The following is a 23076-nucleotide window of genomic DNA, read 5'->3' as shown; positions in this document are numbered from 1 at the left end:
TCAAAGAATGTAGTCGAACGCCGGCAGCGAGGTCGGCCCGACATAGTCGAGGAAATGCGGCGCCAGGATGTCCTTTGCGGCATGGTCGGTGTCGTCGGTCGCGATCCAGCGCTGGACGTCCAGCATGCCTGCCTTCAACGGCGCCTGACCGCCGCCGCCCGACACGATCACATCGCCCGATTGCAGCTGGGCCTTCAGGAACCCGCTCAGCGTGACGCTATCGCCGCCGCCGAGATCGATTACGGCATTGCCGCCGACATCGTGCGTCGCCGCCTGGACGTCCGAGAAGCTGGCAAAACCGAACGCCGACAGATCGATCTTGTCGCTGCCCGACACGAAGTCGCCGACATTGTCCTGCCCGGTACCGATCGCGAACACGAACCTGTCCGCGCCGCCGCCACCGAACAAGGTGTCGTTGCCGGCAAACCCCTTCAGCACGTCGTCGCCCGTGCCGCCGGTCAGCACGTTCGCGCCGGCATTGCCCTGGATGTCGTGGCTGTAATCGTTGCCGGTCAGGTCGATCGCGGTGGTCGCGCTCGCGTCGATCGTGAGCAGATGCTCGATCTGCGCCGCCGCGCCGAGCGTATAGCTGACCGCTGCCTTGACCGTGTCGTTGCCCTCGCCGGCCACCTCGACGATCGTGTCGGCCGAACTGCGCACGATAAACGTGTCGTCGCCGGCCGCGCCCTTCATCCGGTCGCCGCCGCCGCCGCCGTCGATGACGTTGTTGCCGGTGTTGCCGATCAGGATCTGATGATCGGCGTTGCCGGTCAGGTTGATATTCGCGTTTCCGATCAACCGGCTCGTCTCGACATCGACGCCGGCGCCCAGCACGTAGCTGACCGAGGACTTGATCGTATCGTTACCACCGCCGACGGCCTCGACGATCACGGTCGATGCATCGCTTATCGTATAGATGTCGTCGCCCGTACCGCCGATCAGCGTGTCGGTGCCGCCCGCCCCGGCTTGCAACACATCGTTACCCGCCCCGCCATAGAGCCAGTCGTTGACCGAACTGCCGATCAGCGTGTCGTTGCCGATGCCGCCATTGACCGTGATCATGCTGTCGGTGATCGTCGCCCCCGTCAGGTCGAAAACGGTATCGGCGGGCGCGAGGTTGAAAATGCCCTGAACGGTCTTGCCCGCAAACGAAAAATTGCCGCCGGTCGTCACGGAAAATATCGCGGCGCCGCCATTCTGTCCGAGGCCATAGATCCGCGAGAAGCTCGCGAGTTGCGCCCCGGTCAGCGTCAGCGTCGTGGCCGTCGCGGTCTGGACGATCAGGAACAATTGTTCGACCGACGCGAACGTGGAGCCGGCAACGTTGACCGATCCCCCATTCTTGAACGTCACGGTGTCGGTTCCGTTGCCGCCGTCATACACTTCGCCGCTCACGAAATCGCCGGCGCGGACCTCGATCACGTCGTCGCCGTCGCCACCATAAAAAGCGTCCCGCCCGCCGCCGCCGACCAACGTGTCGCCGCCACCGAACCCCTGCAGCACGTCATCGCCCGATCCGCCGGTCAGCGCGTTCGTCCCGGCATTGCCCTGGATGTCATGGCTGTAATCGTTGCCGGTCAGGTCGATCGCGGTGGTGGCCGACGCATTGATCGTCGTCAGATGCTCGATCTGCGCGGCCGCGCCCAGCGTATAGCTGAGCACCGCGTTGACCGTGTCGTCGCCCTCGCCGGCGATCTCGACGATCACGTCGGCCGCGCTGCGCACGATGTACGTGTCGTTGCCGGCGGCTCCCTTCATCCGGTCACCGCCGCCATTGCCGTCGATGATGTTGTTGCCACTGTTGCCGATCAGGATTTGATGGTCGGCATTGCCGGTCAGGTTGATGTTGGCCGTGCCGATCAGCCGCATCGTCTCGACATCGACGCCCGGGTGTAGCGCATAGCTGACCGAGGCTTTGATAAGGTCGTTGCCCTCGCCGACATTCTCGACAATCACGTCGCTGTCATTGTCGACGACGTAGATATCGTCGCCGGTGCCGCCGGCCATCGTATCCGCGCCGGCGCCCCCGTCGATCGTGTCATTGCCCGCGCCGCCGGACAGGTGATCGGCCGATGCACTACCGATCAACGTGTCGTTTCCGCTGTTGCCGTTGACGATGATCGGCAGGTACGCCGCCACGACGCCCGTCATGTCGAATATCGTGTCGACAGGCGCCAGATTTATCGGGCCGTCCAGCGTCTTGCCGCTCAACGCGATCGAGCCCCCGGTGGTCAGCGTAATGCTGGGCGATACGTGGATCACGGACAAGCTCGCCAGCTGCGCCAGCGTCAACGACAGCGTCGCATTTGCCGGCTGTGAACTGTAGCGCAGCGTCTCGACATCGGTGATTGTCGATGTTGAGATGTCGATCGATCCGGTCGAGAAGAACGTCAGTTCGTCGTTCCCGGCGCCACCGTCATAGACTTCGCCCACGACATAGTCGCCGCCGGTCACATTGATGAAATCGTTGCCGCCGCCGGCGTGAAACTCGTCCCGTCCGGCGCCGCCGCTCAGCGAGTCGTTCCCGGGCGTGCCAAGCAGGATATCGTCGCTATCCAGCCCGCTGAGGGTGATCGTCACCGTCGCCGTGTTGCCGTTCGTCAGCGAATAACTGAAGCTGTCGGCCGCCGTGAGGTTCGACGCGCCCGACCCTGAAGCGGGCAGATATTTGAAGGCGTTGTTCGGGTTGTAGTCGAACGTCCCGTCGGCGCGCACCGTCAGCGTCGCACCCGACGCGAGGACGACCGCCTGCCCGACATTCGCGGCGACGCCATTGACCGCGGCGATCGACAGCGACTGACCCGGCGGCGCGACATCCACGCCGTGGCCGTGATCGACGAACAAATTGCCCGACTGAATCGTGTCGTTCTCGGTGATCGCGAAGGCGTCGTCCTGCGCCAGCGGCGCGTGGATATCCGGTGCGATGGTGATCGGCTGGCTGGCGGTCGATGTCTGATTGTCGGCGTCGGTGACGCTCATCGTCAGCGTCGCGCTGGCCGGCGACGAGCCGCCCGTGGGCACGTATTGCACCGTGCTCGCCTGGAGCGTGTTGAGCAACGCGTTGATCATCGCCAGCGGTCCGTGCAGGATCACCGTGCCCGTGCCGCTGCCCACGATGTCGACGCCAGAGCCGTTCGGCTGACCGCCATCGATATTGAGGATGCCGTAGGAAACCGAGATCGTCACCGTTTCCTGCGCGCCCGCACCGCCGTCGTCGACGATCTTCATCATCCCCTTGAGATCGAACGCGTGGTCCGCCGTGGTATGGATGTCGTCGGTGAACCGCTGGGCATAGACGCCCCAGCCATCGCCGTCCTGGTTATACGAGCGCCAGGTCGCCACGATTTCGCCCGTCGGCAAGACCGCGATCTGCGCGTTCTCTTGCGTGTCGGCGGTGGTGGTATTGATGAGAAAAGCACTGCCGTGGATGGTGCCGTCGGCGTTGAACCGCTGCGCATAGGCGTTACCGACCGATCCGTCGGAGTCGTAGCGGTTGCTGGTGACGACGAAACCGCCGCCGGGGAGGCCGAATACCTGACCGATGCCGCTGCCGCCGATCGCAGTCTCGCCCCCAACGGCCGCGCCATTCGCGTCGTAGCGTTGGAAGTACGAGCCCGAGCCCGAAGCGCCATCCCCGTACCAGACCACGACGAAGCCGCCGTTGCTCAGTGCCGCGACGCTGGGTTGGCCCTGATAACCGGACGTGGTCGTATTGACGAAGAACTCACCGCCGATCCGCGCGCCATTGCTGTCGTAACGCTGGCCAAAGACGCTGTTGTCGCCGTTATTGTGGCTATTGTCCTCCCAAATGGCGACGAAGCCGTTGCCAGCCGCCACCAGCTTGGGCGGCCCCTGAAAAAAGGTCGTGGTGGTGTTGACCAGAAAGTCGCCGCCGCTGGGCGTACCCGCGGCGTTGAACACGCGCGCGCGCATGTCGTTATCGAACGACCCGACACCGTATTCCCAAGCCAGTGCGAACCCGCCATTCGCCAGTGCGACGATGCTCGGATAGGGTGTTCCGTTGCTCGATGACAGTGGCGCGCTATTGGCCTGAAATTCGCTCCCCACCCGGTTGCCCGACGCGTCGAAAATCTGAGCCTGGACGTGGTAAGCGTTGGTGTCCTTATACGACCAGGCGACCGCGAACCCGCCACCCGCAAGGAGTGCGACCGTGGGCTGGCCGTAAAAACCGGCGCCAGTCGTGTTTACCTTGAACTCGGCACCCGCCGGCTGCCCATCGGCGCCATAGCGTTGCGCGCGAATCTCGCCGACATCGGTCGGGGACGGAAATGCCGACGAAAATGTCGACCAGACGATGATGAACCCGCCGTCGCTCAATCGCGTGATTGCGGTATCGTATTGCTGGTTCGCCGTCGTGGTGTTGACACGAAATTCGCCGCCGTCGTGCGGCAAGCTGATCGACGCAACTGGTACTGCACTACTCATCGAACGCCCCCGAAACACGCACGAGCATATGACTGGCTCGCATCCCCGGACACCGACTTAACTAATAGACGAGAGTGCTACAACGCACTTTTGTGCGGTTTTTTGCGCACTTACAACGTGCGGAGCGCATCGGCCGCCGTCCCCGAACGCCTTATTCACTCTGCAGAGAATTAGTATTGAAGTTTGTCGAACTCCGCTGCATTGTACCGCCATCAGCGCCGCAGAGCGTGATGCAGAGACTGTTTGGGGAGGGGTTATGAAGGCTTTTGCATTTTTGCTGAGCGCATCGATGGTGTCGGTGGCTTGGTGCAACCCGACTGCCGCGCAGACCACGCCGCCGTCGGCCGATACCGCGACCAGTGCGGACAGCGACGACGCGCAGGACATCATCATCACCGCGACGCGGCGCGATGAGAATTTGATGACGTCGCCGATTTCGGCGTCGGTGCTGTCGGGCACCGATTTGTCGAACAAGGGCGTCACCAACGTCGACGCGCTGCAATTCGCGATGCCGTCGGTGGTCGTCAACAATTTCGGCCAGGGCAACGATTTCAACGTCCGCGGGATCGGCAAGGCCGAGCACAACACGCAGACGACGACCGGCGTGATCACCTATCGCGACGGCGTGCCGACCTTCCCCGGCTATTTCCAGATGGAGCCCTATTACGACGTCGCCAACATCCAGGTGCTGCGGGGGCCGCAGGGCACGATCGTCGGCCAGAACGCGACCGGCGGCGCGGTGTTCGTCAACACCAACGACCCGATCATCAACGGCGGCATCCGCGGCTATGCCAACGCCAATTACGGCAATTACAACGATTTGGGCTTCCAGGGCGCGATCAACATCCCGGTCAGCGACACCTTCGCGATCCGCCTCGCGGGCTTTTTCGACCGCCGCGACAGTTTCTTCAAGACCAGGGGCGCGGGCGGGACCGCCTATCCCTATGACAATGGCAAGATGGGCTATATGGCCGGCCGTATCAGCTTCCTGTGGAAGCCGAGCGACCGCTTCTCCGCGCTGTGGAAGACCGATCTCGATTATCTCGATTCGGGCGCCTATCCGGCCTCGCCCTTCTACCAGCACAGCAACGCCTACCCCACCTATCGCCGCGACCTGTACGACATCCAGCTCAACGCGCCGCAAGCCGCGCGCGACAAGTTCGTCCGGTCGGTCCTGAAGCTCGAATACGACACGCCCGGCGGGGTCAAGTTCCGCTCGGTCACCGGCTTCCAGACCGGCAACACGCTGTACCAGGCCGATCTCGATGGCACGGCATCGAACTTCGGCGACCCGACGACGATCGTACCCGTCACGAACCCGACCGGCACGATCAAGAACTATTCGTTCTTCGACACCGTGACCGAGACGCAGGTCAGCCAGGAATTCAACATCACTTCGCCCGACAACAAGCGCTTTACGTGGCTGCTCGGCGGGTTCGGGATGTGGAACGCCTATTTCTTCCCGAAGCCGTTCAGCAATTTCACAATCAACCTCTGCTATCCGGTGACGACGTTCAACCCGTGCCTGTACCAGCTTTACGGCCGCAATCCCGAGCGTAACCTCGCCGCGTTCGGCCAGGTCGGCTTCCTGATCACGCCGAACCTTAAGCTCGAGCTTGGCGGGCGGTATACGACGAGCCGCTCGACCAACTACGTCAACGTCCAGCAATATGGCGCGCTGATCAGCGACGTGCAGACGGTGTCGACCGACAATTTCTCGTACAAGGCGTCGCTCGGCTGGAAGATCAGCAAGGACCAGTATCTCTACGGCTTCGTCGCCACCGGCTTCCGTCCCGGCGGCCTCAACGTGCCGGTTGGTCTCGGCCAGCCCGCGCCGTTCAAGCCGGAGCGGATCACGTCGTTCGAAGCCGGATTGAAGTCCAATTGGGCGGGCGGACACGTCCGCACGACACTCACCGGCTTCTACAACGACTATAAGGACTTCCAGGTCATCATCGGTTACCCGACCTTCCCGACGTTCGGCATCGAACTCAACGTGCCCAACTCGACGAAGATCTACGGGTTCGAGGGCGAGATCGACGTCAGCCTGGGCGGGTTCAAGTTCGGCGCGGGCGTCAACGTGCTGCACAGCGAACTCGGCCAGTTCTACGCGAGCGACCCCCGGATCGCCGCCACCGGTGCCTGCGATCCGCTACTCGGCGGGCCGCCGGCCGCGACCAACTGCATCAACCTGAAGGGCCGCCGCCAGACCTATGCGCCGAACGTCACGTTCAACGTCAGCGGCGAATATACCTTCAAGCTGCCGGGCGGCGATTCGATCACGCCCCGCGCCAATTTCGGCTATGTCGGCAGCCAGTATGCGACGCTGTTCCAGAACCTGAACCGCGGCGACCTGCTCGATGCGCGCAAGATCCTCAACGCGCAGATCGCCTATACGCGCGGCACGCTGACGGTCACCGCCTACGGCACCAATTTGACCGACCAGCATTACGTCGCCGCGCTCAACAGCGGGCTCGATTTCGCCGGGGCGCCGCGCCAGTACGGCATCAAGGTGCTCAAGGTCTTCTGACCTCTCTCCTGCTGGCCGCCGCACCGCTTCGAGCGAGCGGCGGCCAGCCATTTTTTCCCACATTCCCGAAAAAGCGCGCGAAGAAGCCATGCAAACGTACGGCCTGACCGTCGATAAGTTCCTGGATCATGCCGCGACATGGTTTCGCGATCGCCAGGTCGTCGCGGACGCCGGGCAAGGCGTGACGCGGATCGGCTATGCGGCCTTGCGCGATCGCGGCAACCGGATGTCGGGCGCGCTGGCCGCGCTCGGACTGAAACTCGGCGACCGGGTCGGCACGCTGGCCTGGAACACGCAGCACCATCTCGAAATCTATTACGCCGCGATGGGCGTGGGGCTCGTCTGCCATACGCTCAACCCCCGCCTGACGCCCGCGCATCTGGCGGCGATGATCAACGAAGCCGAGGATCGCATGCTGGCGGTCGCCGTCGATCTGATCCCGCTGTGGCGTGATGTCGCGCCGCTATGCCCGACGATCGAGCATGTAGTCGTGATCGACGGCGCAAGTGCTCCGGATGATGTGATCGACCATCCCGCACGCGTCTGGAGGTACGAGGCGTTGCTCGGCGAGCATGGCGCGAGCACAGTGTGGGGCGATTTCGACGAAAATACTCCCGCCGGGCTGTGCTACACGTCGGGTACCACCGGCAGCCCGAAGGGCGTCGAGTACACGCACCGCTCCAACTATCTGCACACGCTGCGCGCGCTCCAGGCCGACGCCGTCGGGCTGACCGCCGCCGACGTGTTGCTGCTCGGCGTTCCGATGTTCCATGCCAATGGCTGGGGATTGCCGTTCGCCGCCCCGGCGGCCGGCACCCAGCTCGTCCTGCCGGGCCGCGCGCTCGACGGCGCCAGCCTTGCCACACTGATGCGCAACGAGAGCGTGACGGTGGCGGTCGGCGTGCAGACGGTGTGGCTCGGCGTGGTCGATCACCTCGAGGCGACCGGCGGCGATCTGCCCGCGCTCGAACGCGTGCTGATCGGCGGGTCGCCCTGCCCCGATGCGCTGATCCGCAAGATGGAGGACCGGCTGGGCGCGCGCGTCCAGACCAGCTGGGGGATGACCGAATTGTCGCCGGTCGGCACGATCGCGCCGCCGCGTGGCGCGGCGCTTGCCAATGGATCGTCGGGCCGCCCGCCAATCGGCGTCGATCTCAAGCTGACCGACGCCGACGGCGCGACGCTGCCGTCGCAGATCGACACGCTCGGGCACCTCAAGGTCAAGGGTGCGAGCGTGATCGAGCGCTATTTCAAGGCGGAGAACGATGCGCTCGATCAGGAGGGTTATTTCGATACCGGCGACCTCGCGATGATCGACGCCGACGGCAATCTCACTATCTGCGGCCGCGCTAAGGATTTGATCAAATCGGGCGGCGAGTGGATCAACCCCAACGAGATCGAAGCGATCGTCGGCCGCCATCCGGATGTCCGGCACGTCGCGGTGATCGGCCGCCAGGACGACAAATGGGGCGAGCGCCCGGTGCTGATCGTCGAGACGCAAGGCGACGCAGACGATCCGCGCGCGCTGATCGACCTGCTCCGCGGCAAGGTCGCGGCGTGGTGGATCCCGGATCGCGTCGCGCGCGTAGCGGCGATGCCGCTCGCCGCGTCGGGCAAGATCGACAAGATGCGGCTGCGCGCCGATTATGCCGCGGGGACGATCGCGTCGGCGCCGGTCGGTTAGCCCGCTAATCCTCCCCCAGGGGGAGGATTGAGGATTAGGGACACGCCGCCGACTTCGCCGGCAGCTTCGGCGACACCAGCCCGACATTCCAGTTCCACGCGATCCCGGCGTACGCCTTGCGGCACATCACCGCTTCGTTGAGCGCGTACATGCCGGGCATCAATTTGGTGTCCGCGATCGGCTTGTCGGCGAAATGCATATAGGCCTGCGCCGACCCGAACGCCGGCCATGCCGGGGCGTTGGCCGACGTCGGCCGGCCATCGCGTGCGAAACTCGCCCAATAATCGAGCATCGCGTCGGAGAACGCGCGTTCCGACGCGGTATCGGGCACCATGGGCCATAGCGGCGGGGTACGGTCGTATGTGCCGAAAACGAACGGCAACTCGCTGGCGTGGAACGCGTGCAGACCCGCCGCCTCCATCGCCGGATAGCCGTGATCGAACATGTAGAGGAACGCGGGCCGACCCAGCGCGGTCTGCTTGCGCGCCATGCGTTCGGCGGTCCAGCCGTACAGCGCGTCGCGCGTTGTCGCGATGATGCTCTGCTTGTAGTCGGCGGTCGGATAGAGAAGCAGGAAGTCGTCGGCGAGATCGCCGTAACGGTCTCGAATGGCCTTTTCGTAATCCGCCGCGCTCGCCGACGGCTTTGGCGCGAGCATCATCAGCGAGCGGATTTCGCCCTGGTTGAACCCGACGAGTAGCGGCACCGGCGCTTGCTTGCCCTTGTCGAACGCGGTGGTCATTTGCTGCGGCAGGACGAGGCCGTCGACATTGCCGAAGGGCGCGAACCCCAGCTTGGCCGCACTATCGGTAATCGTCTGCGCATCCATGCCGCGCAACGTGGCGAGGTCGGGCGCCTGGAGCCCACCCGCGACCATTTGCCCCAGCCCCTCGCCCGACGGCGCGCCGAAGACACTTTTCCTGAGGTCGGCCATCGAGACCATGTAGCCGCTTTGCGAGACCGCCTTGGCATAGAGCCCGCGCGCCAGCGGCGATTCGAGCAAGTACATCACGCTCAGCGCGCCCGCCGATTCACCGGCGATGGTGACGTTTCCCGGGTTGCCGCCGAACGCGCCGATATTGGCGTGGACCCAGCGTAGAGCCGCGATCTGGTCGAGCAGGCCGTAATTGCCCGAAATGCGTTGCGGCGATTCGGCGCTCAGCGCGGGATGCGCGAGCCAGCCCAGCACGCCGAGCCGATAGTTGATCGACACCACGATGACGCCGCGATCCGCCAGCCGCTTGCCGTCGTAGATCGGCTCGCGGCTCGACCCGCCGACCAGTGCGCCGCCGTGGATCCACACGAACACCGGCGCATTCTTCGCCTTGGCCGGCGTCCAGATGTTGAGCGTCAGGCAATCCTCGCTGACCGGCATCTTCCCGCCCGAATAGAGGCTGGGCGTCTTGCTTTGCGGCTGGACGCAGGCCGGGCCGAAATCCGCCGTGGTGCGCACGCTCGCCCATTTGGGCATCGGCGCCGGCGGGCGCCAGCGCATGCCGCCGACCGGCGGCAGCGCATAGGGGATGCCCTTGAACACGCGGACATTGCCGTCGGACGTTCCCTTGACCGCGCCGGCGGGGGCATCGACGACGGGGGTGGGGTCGGACGATTGCGCCGACACCGGCAGCGCCAGCGACAGGCAGGCGAGCGCGATCACACGACGAAAAGAGATCATGCGGCGACCTTTGCGGCTGAAGGGCTCTCACGCCGCAGCACGCGGGCGAGCCAGAGGAACAGGGCGATCGCGATCAGGTAGAAGGGCGTGATCGAATAGAGCGCGGTCTGCAGCGTGTGGCTATGCCCCTGCGCCTTCAGCCAGTCGCTCGCGAAGCCGACATAGGTCGGCCCGAGCCCCAGTCCGATGAAGTTCATCACCAGCAGCAGCAGCGCACCGCACAGCACGCGCTGGCTCGGCCGCACCTCGTCCTGCACCAGCGCGACCGAGGCCGAGAGATAGACATAGTTGAACAGCATCACGACGGTGAGCAACGCCAGCGCCAGCGGCCAGCCCGGTGCCCAGACGAAAGCAACGTAGAACGGCATGGCGATCGCCAGCGCGATGGCTGGCGCGAGCGCATAGCCCGTGCGCGACCGCTTGGTAACCGCGTCCAGCACACGGCCCGAAATCACGATCCCTCCGCCCATCCCGACCAGCAAGGTAAGCGCGTACCAGACTGAAACGTCGGCCAGCGTCATGCCTTTGCTCTCCTGTAGGAACAGCACCGCAAAATTGCCGAGACCGTAGGTTACGAACTGAGTTGCGCCGCTGGCGAGCGCAGCGAGCATCAGCACCGGGTTGGTGACGAACATCCACACCGTCGGCCAGAACGCGGCTTTTTCGTAGGCGGACGCCACGCCGGCCGCGTTCAGGTCGAGCCCGCCCCGCGGTGGATCGCGCATGATCAGGAATGCCGCGACTGCCGTCACCACGCCGATCGCACCGATCGTCAGGAACGCCGCACGCCATCCGAACCCGATAGCGATCGCCCCGCCGAACGCGACGCCCAGCGCCGCGCCCAGCGGCGGTCCGAAATTGTAAATGCCGAATGCGAAACCACGCCGGCCGGGCTGAAAGGTGTCGGTGATGATGGCGTAGGATGGCGGCACGCCGCCTGCTTCGCCAAAGCCTACCGTCATCCGCGCCGCGACGAGTTGCGGGTAGGTCGTTGCAATACCGAAAGCGATCGTCGCGCCACTCCAGATAGCGCAAGCCAGCGAGACCACCGCGACGCGGTTGGTGCGGTCGGCGAACCAGCCGACGGGAATAGCGATGAAGCAGTAGAAAAATGCGAAATACAGACCAGTAAGCCGACCGAACTGGCCGTCCGTGATGTGCAGCGTATCCTTGATCGGCTTGGCCAGAAACGTAAGCAATTGGCGGTCGAGGAAATTCAGCACGTAAACGAAGGTGAGCGTGCCGAGCACCACGCCGCCGCGAAGTGCCGATACGCGCGCGCCCCCCGAACCGGCGTCGGCCAAACTATCCATGCATCCTCCGCCTCGATATTTTCATATCGTTGGCGGCGATCATGCGGGCAAAGAAGCGGCACTGTCAATTGACACTCTCACGAGTGTGAATATCTTTGGTATATGGTACCGGCTTGACGCTCGGCCCCTCAAGCCGGAAGGACGCTAGCGTGAACATGCCAGTAAAATCGCGTAAGGCCGAACAACGTGCGGAGACGATGGAGCAAATCCTCGACACCGCCGAGGAACTGTTTTCGCAGCACGGGCTGTACGGCGTCACGCTGAAGGAAGTCGCCAAGCGCGTCGGCGTCCACCACACGCTGCTCAATTACTATTTCGCCGACAAAAAGGCGTTGTTCGACGCCGTGTTCACGCGCCGCGCGTCGGTGACCAACGGCCGGCGGATGAAGGCGCTCGACGAATATGATGCCGCGACCAACGGCAAGCCGACCGTCGAAGGTGCGTTGCGCGCATTCCTCGACACCGACCTCGATCTGTACATCAACGGCGGCACCGGCTGGAAGAATTACGCCGCGCTCGGCGCGCAGGTGGCGAATACCCCCGAATGGGGCGCCGAGCTGATGGACCAGCATTTCGATCCGGTCGTGCTACGATTGATCGCCTTGCTCAAGAAAGCCCTGCCCGATGCTCGCGAACAGGACATCTTCTGGGGCTATCACTTCGTCACCGGCGCGCTGATGCTCACGCTGGCGCGGACGGGCCGAATCGACAAATTGTCGGGCGGGCTGTGCCGGTCGGAGGATTTCGGCGCGGTGAAGGAGCGGATGGCCAGCTTCATGGCGGCGGGCTTCCTGGAAATCTGCCGCTGACTTGACCTGTGGACTGTGTTACGAGACTATCACGCTAGGCAAGCCCGGAGCGTGAGATGGACCGACGGCAGTTTCTGGCAAGCGCAGCGGCGCTCGGTATCAGCGGCATCTGGGCAGGGCGGTCGAAGGCGACAGCGTCGCGCATAAAATGGCGCGAGGACCGGGCCAGCTATCCGCAGGGTGTCGCATCGGGCGATCCGGACGACCACAGCGTGATTCTGTGGACCCGGCGGCCGTTTGCCGAAGGCGACCGGGATAGGCTGACGGTCGAAGTCGCACTAGACTCGGGTTTTCGCAAAGTGGTCGCCACAACCCGCACGCCGGTGCTGGCGGCGGCCGACTGGACCTGCCGCGTGCTGGTCGGCGGACTCTCGCCTGCCACCACCTATTGGTACCGCTTTACCGACGACAGCGGCGCTGGCAGCCGAGTCGGGCGCACGATCACCGCACCGCGCCCGAGCGATGCGCGTCCGGTTCGCTTTGCCTTCGTGTCGTGCAACAGCGTCAATGAAGGCGCGCAGAACGCCTATCGCCGGATGATCTGGGAGGACGAGCGCGCGCCCGCCGACCGCAAGCTCGGCTTCGTGCTCCATCTCGGCGACTTCATCTACGAAGTCTTCGAAAAGCCCGCCGAGCTGCCGCAGCGCTATTCGCGCACCGTCTATGATCTCGGCCCCGTCCCCGACGCACGCAAGGTCAGCAAATACTTCTACGTTCCCACCAACCTCGCCGGCTATCGCCACATCTATCGCGCGCATATCGACGACCCCGATATCCAGGACGCTCGCGCGCATTTCCCGTTCGTGTGCATCGGCGACAACCACGAATTTTCGTGGCTGGGCTGGCAGAGCTTCATCAGATACCCCGGCAGCAAGGTCGAGCCCGCGCAGCCGCTGCGCGTCGCCGCCAACCAGGCGTGGTGGGAATATATCCCGTCACGTGTGCGCAAGGCCTCGGGCGCGGGACTCGACCAGTTCCGACCGCCGGCCGTGGCAAAGGCGGCGATCGACACGTTCGACGATCATGGCTTCGGCACCGAACTGAACAATCGCACCGCGGTCGGCAGCATGACCGCCTATCGCGCGATGCGGTACGGCAAGCATGTCGACCTGATCCTGACCGACCATCACAGCTACAAGGCGGCCGACCCGACCGATCGGCCCGAGGCCACGGCGCTCGATTCGGGAGAGTATCCCGTCCTGCCACAGGAATGGTTGGAGATCACCGACGGCGGCCGCGCGTACAATGGCGGCAATCCCCCCGCGACGATTTCGATCGGCGACAAGACGATTCCCAATTTCCGCAAGGACGAGCCAGCCTTTACCGTGCTCGGCCGCGAGCAGAAGGCGTGGCTCAAGGACCGGCTGACCACATCGACCGCGACCTGGAAGATCTGGGGCGTGACCAACGGCCCGCTCGACCAGCGAACCGACGCGCAGAACCTGCCTGCCGGGTTCTTCAAGCAACCCTGGATGGGCAAGGATTTCGGCAACTTCGCCAACGGCGACTTCAGCAATGCGTTCGCCGAGCGCGCCGAAATCTACGACCTGGTCCGCGACCGCAAGGTGTCGGGCTTCGTCACCGTCTCGGGCGATCGTCACAGCTTCTGGGCGGGCTATGCCGCGCCGCGCCTACCGCCCGCCGGGTTCAATCCGGTCGGGCTGAGCTTCATCACCGGCTCGATCTCTGCCCCCGGGATGGGTGAGGCGGTCGAGTATCAGAAGCCCTCCGCCGTGACGCCGCTTTTGGTGCGCAAGGTGGCTGGCGCTGCGCCCGAACATACGGTCAATTTGACGATCAAACGTGGGGTGCGCGCGGCGCTCGAATATGCCGCGAGCGGCGACATCGCCAAGGCGCGCGCGCTGACCAACCCCGATGTCGCGCCACATGTCGAATTCGTCGACATGGCCGGGCACGGTTACACCGTGATCAGCGCAGACGCGCACGCGATCGACAGCGAATTCGTCTGCATCGTCCGCCCGATCGCGCGCGCGACCACCCCCGACGGCGGTCCGCTGCGATATCGCGTGTCGCATCGCGCGCCGCGGTGGAAGCCCGGTCAGGCACCGAAGCTCGAACAGCGGATGCTCGAAGGCGACGCGGAGCTGTCGGTCTGACCGAGGCGGCGGTTAACCGAGCCCCTGCGTTCGCGCCCAGTTCGTGAACAAGTCCGGCCACGCCTCGGCCGGCTTGCCCATCGCGCGGCGCAGCCCGAAGCCGTGACCGCCATGCGTGAACAGGTGCGTCTCGACCGGCACGCCCACCTGCCTGAGCGCGGCGCGCATCGCCAGGCTGTTGTCGACGGGTACGGTCGGGTCGTCCTCGGCATGGACGAGGAAACAGGGCGGGGTCTTGGCGGTGACGTTGATGGCTGGGCTGTGCGCGCGTTCGAGCGCGAGCGGCGCGTCCTTGCCGATCAGCAACTCGCGCGACCCCGGATGCGCGAGCGGCGCCGACATCGATTGCACCGCGTAGATCGGCGTGGCGATGTCTGGGCGGGCGCTGAGCGCATCGGCTTGATCGACGGCTTTATAGGTTGGCGCGGCGAAGCGAGTGGCAAGATCGCCGCACACATGCCCGCCCGCCGAAAAACCCATCGCGGCGACTCGTTCGGGCTGGATGCCGTATCGGCTCGCCCGCGCGCGGATCAGCCGCATCGCGCGCTGCGCGTCGGATAACGCCACGTCGGGGCCCGCGTGCCACCCCTCGCCTGGCAATCGATAGAACAACACGAACACCGTCCAACCACGCGCCGCCAGCCAGCGCCCGATCTCATACCCTTCCTTGTCGATCACCACCCAGCGATAGCCGCCGCCCGGCATCACCAGCACCGCCGACCCGTTGGGTACGGCGGGGCGAAACACGACCAGCCGCGGCTTGCTGATCCCGTACACCGCACGGTCGGTCAGTGCGGAATCCTTGCTGCGCTCGTCGACCGTCTCGACCAGAGGCTTCGCCGGGGCGCCGGGAGCGCCGCCCGGCCACAGGTCGATCGTCTCGCTCGGCTCGGCCAGTCCCGGGACAGCATTGCCCGGTTTGACCGCAGGCGGCGCGGTCTGCGCGGCGGCGCGCGCGGCGACTCCGGCAGCGAGCGTACCAAGGATTGCTGAGCGGCGATCGATCATTGCGATACCCTTGAACGAGCCTCGAGGGGTCATACAGCGCTTTATCAACGACCATTGACACCGGTGTCTCTTTTAGGCGATGTAGGCGTCAGGCGCAACAAGACGCCCGATAGATTCGTAGGAAGGATGGCTTAGCCGCGGCAAGGTGCAGACGTCGATCATCGCTTGGATGTACGCATCCAACCATAACGACGATGCAGTTGAACGAGCATTCAGTCCCGCCAACCAGCGGACTAGCGGCAAAGCCCCCCTTCCTGACACCGGTGGAACAGAGCCTTAGAAGCTCGCGACTATAGGGAGGATATCATGGGGGCCGTGAGCAACAAGCTGATGCAACGACGGGGCGTGTCGCTGGGGGTGTTGGCGATCGCGCTGGCCTATCCGGGCTTCGTACATGCGCAAACCGCCGGTGCTCCAACGCCCGCGCCAAGCGCCGACAGCCCGCAAGGATCTGACGCCGACCAGGACACTGGTCCGGACATCATCATCAGCGGTTTCCGTGGCAGCCTGGCCAAGGCGCTCGATCAGAAGAAGGCGGAAGCCGGGTCGACCGATACGATTCTCGCCGAGGATATCGGCAAGTTCCCCGATCTCAACCTGTCCGAATCGATCCAGCGCATTCCCGGCGTGGCGCTGGCGCGCGACGGCGGTGAGGGGCGCAGCATTTCGGTGCGCGGCCTCGGCCCGCAATTCACGCGTGTCCGCATTAACGGCATGGAAGCGCTGACCACCGCCGGCGGCGCCGATGCCAGCGGCGGCACCAATCGCGGGCGCGGGTTCGATTTCAACATCTTCGCGTCGGACCTGTTCAACGCCATCACCGTGCGCAAGACCGCCGATGCCCAGACCGACGAAGGCTCGCTCGGCGCGACGGTCGATCTGCGCACCGCGCGCCCGTTCGATTACAAGAAGACCTTCACGCTCGCTGCGTCGGCGCAGGGGAGCTATAACGATCTGTACCAGAAATTCAGCCCGCGCGGCGCGATCATGGCGGCGGTCCAGAATTCCGCGGGCACGATCGGCGCGCTGGTCTCGGTCGCCTATACGAAGCGCAAGCTGATCGAAGAAGGCTATAGTACCGTGCGCTGGGCCAGGGGTTCGGCGTTCGCGCCGGGCTTCGAAAGCTATCTGGGTACGCCGTGTGTCGGCGTCGGCGCCGGCGGCGCGAGTGGCGCGGTCGTGAGTCCCGCGCCGCAGGGCTGCACCGACGTCAACGCGGCGCTCCACCCGCGCTTTCCGCGCTACGATTATTATATCGACGATCAGGAGCGTCTCGGCATCACCGCCTCGCTTCAGTTTCGCCCGACCCCGAGCACGCTGATCTCGATCGACGGCCTGTATGCCGATTTCAAGGCGACCCGCGAGGAACGCTATCTCGAGGCGCCGTCGTTCAGCGTCGCGGGCGCCTGCACCGCCGCGTCGCGCGCCACCACGTGCGGCATCGCCGACACCGACGTGACCGCCGCGACGATCACCAACGGCATCCTGGTCAAGGGCACCTTCAACGATGTCGACCTGCGCGTCGAGGACCGCTTCGACAATCTCGACACCAAGTTCAAGCAGATCACCGGCGAGCTGAACCAGGATTTCGGCGATTCGATCAAGCTGAACGTGCTGGGCGGTTATTCGATCTCGGACCACAAGAACCCGATCCAGAACACGATCACCTTCGATCAATTCAACGTCGACAATTACAGCTACGACTATACCGACAGGGCCAATCCGACCTTCAACTTCGGCACCGCCAACCTCACCAGCCCGACGGCATGGACGTTGAGCCAGCTGCGCCTGCGCGCCGCGACCGCGAAGAACACCTATGCCACCGGCGAGGCGAATTTGACGTGGAAGGTCAACGACGAGTTCGACCTGCTGTTCGGCGCGAGCTACAAGGAATACCGCTTCGCGACGACCGAGCTGCGCCGTACCAACGGCACCACCGCGAACCAAGAAACTGTCATCCCGGCCAGCGTCGCCGCAACGCCGCTCTCCAGTTACAGCCATATCGTCACGATCCGCGGGCAGAGTTTCCTCGCACCGGTCTATTCGACCGCAGCTTCGCTGTTCAGCCTGACCGACCCGACCGTCAGCGGCGGCGCCTTCCGGCTCGGGCCGGAGCCAGCGCTCGGCAACAATTCGCGCGTCCAGGAAAAGGACACGGGGGTCTTTTTCCAGGCGAACTTCCGCAAAGATCTGGGCGGAGTGACCGTGCGCGGCAATATGGGGTTGCGCTACGTCCAGACCGATCAGGCGGCGACCGGGTTCGGGTTCGTCGGCGGCGCGGTCCAGGAAGTGACCGTTCCGAACAAATATGAGGATTTCCTGCCCTCGGTTAACCTGGTGATCGAGCCGACCGACAAGCTGCTCATCCGCCTGGCGGCGGCGGACGTGATGACGCGGCCGAGCCTGGGCAGCCTGACGCCCGGCGTCGCGGTCAACGTGTCGGGCGCCAACCGCACCGTCACCGTCGGCAATCCCAAGCTCGCGCCGTTCCGCGCGCGGACCTACGACGCCGCGATCGAATATTATTTCGGGTCGGGATCGCTGATCTCGGTCGCGCTGTTCCAGAAGAATATCCAGAGCTTCATCCAGACGCAGTCGTCGACCAGCACCTTTACCGGCAATTCGCTGGGCTTGCCGGACAGCCTGGCGACCGCGGCATGCGGCGCGACGCCGAACTGTGCGCCGGGGCTCAACAACTGGACCTTCAGCTTTCCGGCCAACACGCCGGGCGGCAAGTTGCGCGGCTTCGAAATCAACTACCAGCAGCCGCTCCGCTTCCTGCCGGGGTTCCTCAAGAATACCGGCATCCTGCTCAACTACACGCAGGTGACGTCCAACATCCAATATCTCAACGGCGCCGGCGTCGTCGTCGTTACAGCGCCGCTGACCAACCTGTCGAAGCGGTCGGCCAACGCGACCTTCTATTACGAAGACAAGGTGGTCAGCGCCCGCGTGTCGGGGGCGTATCGCAGCAAGTATCTGACGACGGTTCCGGGCACCGAGGTCGGCACCACCGTCCAGGGCACGGCGGCGACCTTGAATATCGACGCGTCGGTTCAGCTCACGCTGACCAAGCAGATCAAGCTGACGTTCGAAGGCATCAACCTGACCGATCAGTATCAGGATCAATATATCGAGCCCGGCAATCTGCTGAGCGTGTACCACCACACTGGCCGCGAATTCCTGTTCGGGGTTCGCTTCAACTACTAAGGAATCGGCGCGGCCTGCTTGCGGGCCGCGCCTCACGTTCCCGGCTGGATGTAGGGAATCCGCGCGAACAATTCGCGCTGCCAGCGGCGGGGGTCGTTCTCGACGCGGCTGGCGACATCGAAGATCATCGTCGCGCGCCTGGCCAGATCGTATCTGGGCCAGGCGGCCAGCCCGGCATCGTTCGGGTTGCCGGTCGCGGCGAACGCGACGAAGCTGTCCTGCATCGCCTTCGACGACGCCTGAGCGTCGATCCCCGTCCCGGTCTGCGACCCCGGCGCGCCGATCGTGCCGAACACCAAGGGAATATCCATCGTGTGGAACGCGCCGCGGCGCGGGTCGGTGCGCGAGGTGAAATCGACCTGGTAGACCCAGGCCGGCGCGCCGGCCTTGGCGCGCGCCTCGGCCTCGATCACTTGCCCACGCCAGCTTCGCCCCGCGGTCGTGGCGGCATAGAAGACGTCGGTCGGCGACCATGTGGGGAATTGTTTACGGTACTCGCCGACCACCCAGTCGGGCAGGACGTCGATGCGAAGCTCGGGCGCCATGCGGTCGGCGAGATTGTCCCAGCTCAACCCCTTCACCTTGTCCGAATCGGGCGAGATGAATGCGCGGGTTTCGTCATGCATGTTGCCAAGGATCATCGGGATCGCCAGCCCCTGGGGATTAGCGTCGGGCCAGAACGGGTGGCGGACCAGCCACTTCATGTCGAGCACCGGTCCGAAATAGACCCCGCCGCCAAGGATCGGATCGGTCGCATCGAGCGCGGCGACCAGTTTCTCGATCGGCATCGTCAGCAGCGGCGACAAGTCCTTGTCGCTGATGCCGAGCTTGGCCAGATAGGCTCGCGTCCGTGCGGTGGCGTTCATCGGGCCGCTCGCGGTGACTTGCTGCCCGCTCATCGTGGCAGCGCGGTGGAACAACCCCTTGGCGGCGGGCATCCCCATCATCGTCGCGATCTTGGCGCCGCCGCCCGACTGGCCGAACACCATCACGCGCGCCGGGTCGCCGCCGAACGCCGCGATATTGTCGCGCACCCATTTGAGCGCGAGAATCAGATCGAGTTGGCCGGCATTGCCGCTGTCGGCAAATCGCGGGTCGAGCCGCGCGAGATAGAGGTAGCCGAACGCGTTGAGGCGATGATTGACGGTAACCACGACGACATCGCCGCGCGCCGCCAGCACATGGCCGTCATTCAGCGGGTCGGTGACGCTGCCGCCCGAATAGGCGCCGCCATGGATGTAAAGCATGACCGGCCGCTTGCCAGCCCGCTCCGGCGCACGGGTCCAGATGTTGAGGTAGAGGCAGTCCTCGCTCTGCGGGCCGTAGCGATCGCCCGATTGCGGGCAGACCGGTCCGAAACTCTCCGCGCGGTGCAGCTCGCCGCCATAGGAAAATGCCACCGGCGCGCAAAACCGCTCGGCGCGGCCGTAGCGAATGCCGCGATACGACAGTACGCCGTCGGCATAAGCGCGTCCGGAGAACAAACCGGCAGAGCAGCCGATCAGGCGGGGCGAAGACGTATCCGCCGCCCGCGCTGAGAACGGAACGAGGGCACCTGCCGCCAGCATACCGCCGATCAACGACCGGCGTGACGGATCAGCGCCGGACATCCAACCCGCCCGCGAGATACGCGTCTATATCGGCCTGGCGAAACAGGGACGCGTCGCCCGGCAGCGAATGCTTGAGCGCGGCGAGCGCGAGCCCGGTACGCGCCGCCTCCGCAATGTCGCCACCGCTGCGAAGCGCGTGGAGCACCCCCGCGGCAAACGCGTCGCCGCCGCCGATCCGGTCGACGATCCCGGCGAGCACGACTTCGTCGGTCTGCGCGTGGCTCCCCCGCATATCGATCCGCGCCGACAGGCGGTGGAGATCGACATGCTCGACGGCCCTCGCGGTCGAGGCGATCGTCTGGAGCTTGGGGAAAGCGGCGAACGCGGCCTCGACCGCCTCGCGTCGGCGATCCTCACCCTCGCTCGAAAAATCGCGGCCGAGCAGCAACGCGATGTCGCGATGGTTGCCAAACAACAAATCGGCCAGCGCGACGAGCTGGGTCAGGATACCGCGCGGATCGCTGTCCCAGCGTTCCCACAATTTGCCGCGCCAATTGCCGTCGAAAGAGATCGCGATGCCGCGTGCCACCGCCGCTTCTGCCGCCATGATCGCGCTGGCGGCAGGTCCCGGGCCGAGCGCAGGGGTGATGCCCGACAAATGCAGCCGATCGACGTCGGCGAGCAGCACATCCCAATCCCATGCCTCGCTCGGCGTTTCGGCGAACGAAGAATGCGCGCGGTCGTAGATTACTTCGGTCGCGCGCAACCCGGCGCCCAACGTGACGAAATACAGCCCCATGCGGTTGCCACGCAGCTGGATGCCATTGGTATCCACGCCCGCGCCGCGCAGGTTGGCGATGGCAGCGCGGCCGAGATCGTTGTCGGGCACCGCGCTGGCGAAGGCGACATCGTGCCCAAGCCGCGCCAGCGCACCCGCGACGTTGGCCTCGGCACCTGCCACCCAGATGTCTAGCTTCGGCGTCTGCATCAGCAACTCGCGCCCCGGCGGCGAGAAGCGGAGCATGATCTCTCCGAAGGCGAGAAGACGTCCCACTATCTTTCTCCGTTCGCCCTGAGCTTGTCGAAGGGCGTGTTGCAACCACGTGCTGCGACAGGCTCAGCACGAACGGCTAAAAATGTCATCGCGCGAGCCACCCGCCATCGACGGCAAGGATGTGGCCCTGGACATAGTCCGACGCGCGGCTGGCGAGGAACACCGCTGCACCGCCAAGGTCGCTCGCATCGCCCCAGCGCCCCGCCGGGATGCGATCGAGGATCGACTTGTTGCGACCCTCGTCGGCCCGAAGCGCCGTCGTGTTGTTGGTCGAGATATAGCCCGGCGCGATCGCGTTGACGTTGATGCCTTTGCTCGCCCATTCGTTGGCGAGCAATTTGGTAAGCCCGCCGATTCCGCTCTTCGACGCGGTATAGCTCGGCACGCGGATCCCGCCCTGAAAGGTCAGCATCGACGCGATGTTGATGATCTTGCCCCCACCATTCGCGATCATGTGCTTCCCCGCCGCCTGGCACAGGAAGAACACCGATTTGAGGTTGGTGTCGACCACCGCGTCCCAATCCTCCTCGGTGAAATCGACCGCGTCGGCGCGGCGGATGATGCCGGCGTTATTGACCAATATGTCGAGCCCGCCGAGCTTTTCCACGGTTTCGTCCACAACCCTTTGCACAGGTTCGATCGTCGAAAGATCGGCCGACACAATTTCCGCCTTGCGGCCCAGCGCGCGTACCTTGGCGATGGTTTCCTCGGCGGGCGTGCGCCCCACCGCGGCGATATCCGCGCCCGCCTCAGCCAGCGCCAGCGCGATGCCCTGGCCTATGCCGGTATTGGCGCCGGTGACGACCGCGATCTTGCCCGACAGATCGAACAGCCCGCTCATCAGGCGAGCTGGCAGATGTCGAGGACGTTCATGTCGGTATAGTCCTGGTTCTCACCGGCCATCGCCCAGATGAAGGCATAGGCCTTGGTCCCAGCCCCCATGTGGATCGACCAGGGCGGGCTGATCACGACTTCCTCGTTGGCCATCACGATGTGCCGCATCGCTTCGCCCTCGCCCATGAAATGCATGACTCGATCGTTCGGGCCGTCGAGCTCGAAATAACAATAGATCTCGCTGCGGCGCTCATGGATGTGCGGGGGCATCGTGTTCCACACGCTGCCGGGCTTGAGCACGGTCAGCCCCATGACGAGCTGCGCACTATCGCAGATGCCCGGGATGACGAGCTGATAGATCGTACGCTCGTTCGATTCCTCGAGGCTGCCGCGTTCGAGCGCGTTGGCGTCGGCAATGCCGAGCTTGCGCGTCTTGAAGCCTTGGTGCGCCGGGCAGGAGGCGAGGTAGAAGCGCGCCCCGGTCCCCGAGAATTCGACATCCACCGCGCCCATCGTGATGTAGAGACAATCCTTGTTGCCGAGCTCGAAGCTTTCGCCATCGACCGTGACGGTGCCGGTTGTCTTGCCGATATTGACCGCCGCGAGCTCGCGGCGTTCGAGGAACGGGTGACCTGCTGCCGAGGGCGGTTCGCTCTGCACGGGGAGCTTCACCGCGGCCGAGCCCACCGCGACCCCGCCGATTACGAAGCGGTCGGCATGCGTATAGTTGAGCACGCACTCGCCCTCGCGGAACAGGCCCTGGACCAGATAACGGTCGCGCAGTTCTTCGTTGGAGACGCACTCCATCATGTCGGGATGCGTGGCGTAATAGGTGCGGTCGAACAT

Annotated in this window: 13 protein-coding genes; 5 read left to right on the top strand and 8 right to left on the bottom strand. The window is 64.8% G+C overall.

Features of this window, described 5'->3' with window-relative positions; all coding sequences use genetic code 11:
- Positions 1–4446, bottom strand: a complete 4446-nt coding sequence (locus JWM94_RS09475; protein ID WP_299425568.1) for an Ig-like domain-containing protein — start codon at positions 4444–4446, stop codon at positions 1–3.
- 256 nt (positions 4447–4702) lie between these two features.
- Here JWM94_RS09475 and JWM94_RS09470 point away from each other — a divergent pair, with 256 nt between their 5' ends.
- Together JWM94_RS09470 and JWM94_RS09465 are read left to right on the top strand one after the other, a co-directional pair.
- Positions 4703–6976 (top strand): TonB-dependent receptor, encoded by a 2274-nt coding sequence (locus tag JWM94_RS09470; RefSeq protein ID WP_299425565.1) that lies wholly within the window; start codon positions 4703–4705, stop codon positions 6974–6976.
- Between the two features lie 88 nt (positions 6977–7064).
- Positions 7065–8660: an AMP-binding protein gene (locus tag JWM94_RS09465; RefSeq protein WP_299425562.1), complete on the top strand. Its 1596-nt coding sequence runs from the start codon at positions 7065–7067 to the stop codon at positions 8658–8660.
- 34 nt (positions 8661–8694) lie between these two features.
- Here JWM94_RS09465 and JWM94_RS09460 read toward each other — a convergent pair whose 3' ends face one another.
- Positions 8695–10335, bottom strand: coding sequence for a carboxylesterase family protein (locus tag JWM94_RS09460; RefSeq protein WP_299425559.1), 1641 nt, complete (start codon positions 10333–10335; stop codon positions 8695–8697).
- On the bottom strand, positions 10332–11648 hold the full coding sequence (locus JWM94_RS09455) for an MFS transporter (protein WP_299425554.1): 1317 nt from the start codon (positions 11646–11648) through the stop codon (positions 10332–10334). Before JWM94_RS09455 ends, JWM94_RS09460 begins: the two co-directional genes overlap by 4 nt.
- Positions 11649–11803: 155 nt before the next feature.
- Between JWM94_RS09455 and JWM94_RS09450 the strand changes: the two genes are divergently transcribed.
- Positions 11804–12457 carry a TetR/AcrR family transcriptional regulator gene (locus JWM94_RS09450; RefSeq protein ID WP_299425583.1) on the top strand — a complete coding sequence of 218 codons (654 nt, stop codon included), beginning with the start codon at positions 11804–11806 and terminating at the stop codon, positions 12455–12457.
- Between the two features lie 56 nt (positions 12458–12513).
- Positions 12514–14574 (top strand): alkaline phosphatase D family protein, encoded by a 2061-nt coding sequence (locus tag JWM94_RS09445; protein ID WP_299425549.1) that lies wholly within the window; start codon positions 12514–12516, stop codon positions 14572–14574.
- A 12-nt stretch (positions 14575–14586) separates the two neighbouring features.
- Here JWM94_RS09445 and JWM94_RS09440 read toward each other — a convergent pair whose 3' ends face one another.
- Positions 14587–15582 (bottom strand): alpha/beta hydrolase, encoded by a 996-nt coding sequence (locus JWM94_RS09440; protein ID WP_299425545.1) that lies wholly within the window; start codon positions 15580–15582, stop codon positions 14587–14589.
- 306 nt (positions 15583–15888) lie between these two features.
- Between JWM94_RS09440 and JWM94_RS09435 the strand changes: the two genes are divergently transcribed.
- Entirely contained in the window at positions 15889–18792 is a 2904-nt protein-coding gene (locus JWM94_RS09435) for a TonB-dependent receptor (protein WP_299425541.1), read from the top strand.
- A 32-nt stretch (positions 18793–18824) separates the two neighbouring features.
- Here the strand turns inward: JWM94_RS09435 and JWM94_RS09430 are convergent, their stop codons facing one another.
- From JWM94_RS09430 to kduI, 4 genes are all read right to left on the bottom strand, one after another.
- Positions 18825–20402 (bottom strand): carboxylesterase/lipase family protein, encoded by a 1578-nt coding sequence (locus tag JWM94_RS09430; RefSeq protein WP_299425538.1) that lies wholly within the window; start codon positions 20400–20402, stop codon positions 18825–18827.
- Positions 20389–21396 carry a sugar kinase gene (locus JWM94_RS09425; protein ID WP_299425535.1) on the bottom strand — a complete coding sequence of 336 codons (1008 nt, stop codon included), beginning with the start codon at positions 21394–21396 and terminating at the stop codon, positions 20389–20391. Before JWM94_RS09425 ends, JWM94_RS09430 begins: the two co-directional genes overlap by 14 nt.
- 85 nt (positions 21397–21481) lie before the next feature.
- On the bottom strand, positions 21482–22237 hold the full coding sequence (kduD, locus tag JWM94_RS09420; protein ID WP_299425532.1) for a 2-dehydro-3-deoxy-D-gluconate 5-dehydrogenase KduD: 756 nt from the start codon (positions 22235–22237) through the stop codon (positions 21482–21484).
- Positions 22237–23076, bottom strand: a complete 840-nt coding sequence (gene kduI, locus JWM94_RS09415) for a 5-dehydro-4-deoxy-D-glucuronate isomerase (protein WP_299425529.1) — start codon at positions 23074–23076, stop codon at positions 22237–22239. The genes kduD and kduI overlap by 1 nt, the downstream gene beginning before the upstream one ends.

Source organism: Sphingomonas bacterium (assembly GCF_028289855.1).
Taxonomy (GTDB): domain Bacteria; phylum Pseudomonadota; class Alphaproteobacteria; order Sphingomonadales; family Sphingomonadaceae; genus Sphingomonas.
Note: the sequence above shows the minus strand (reverse complement) of the source record. Positions and strands in the feature narration are given on the sequence as shown.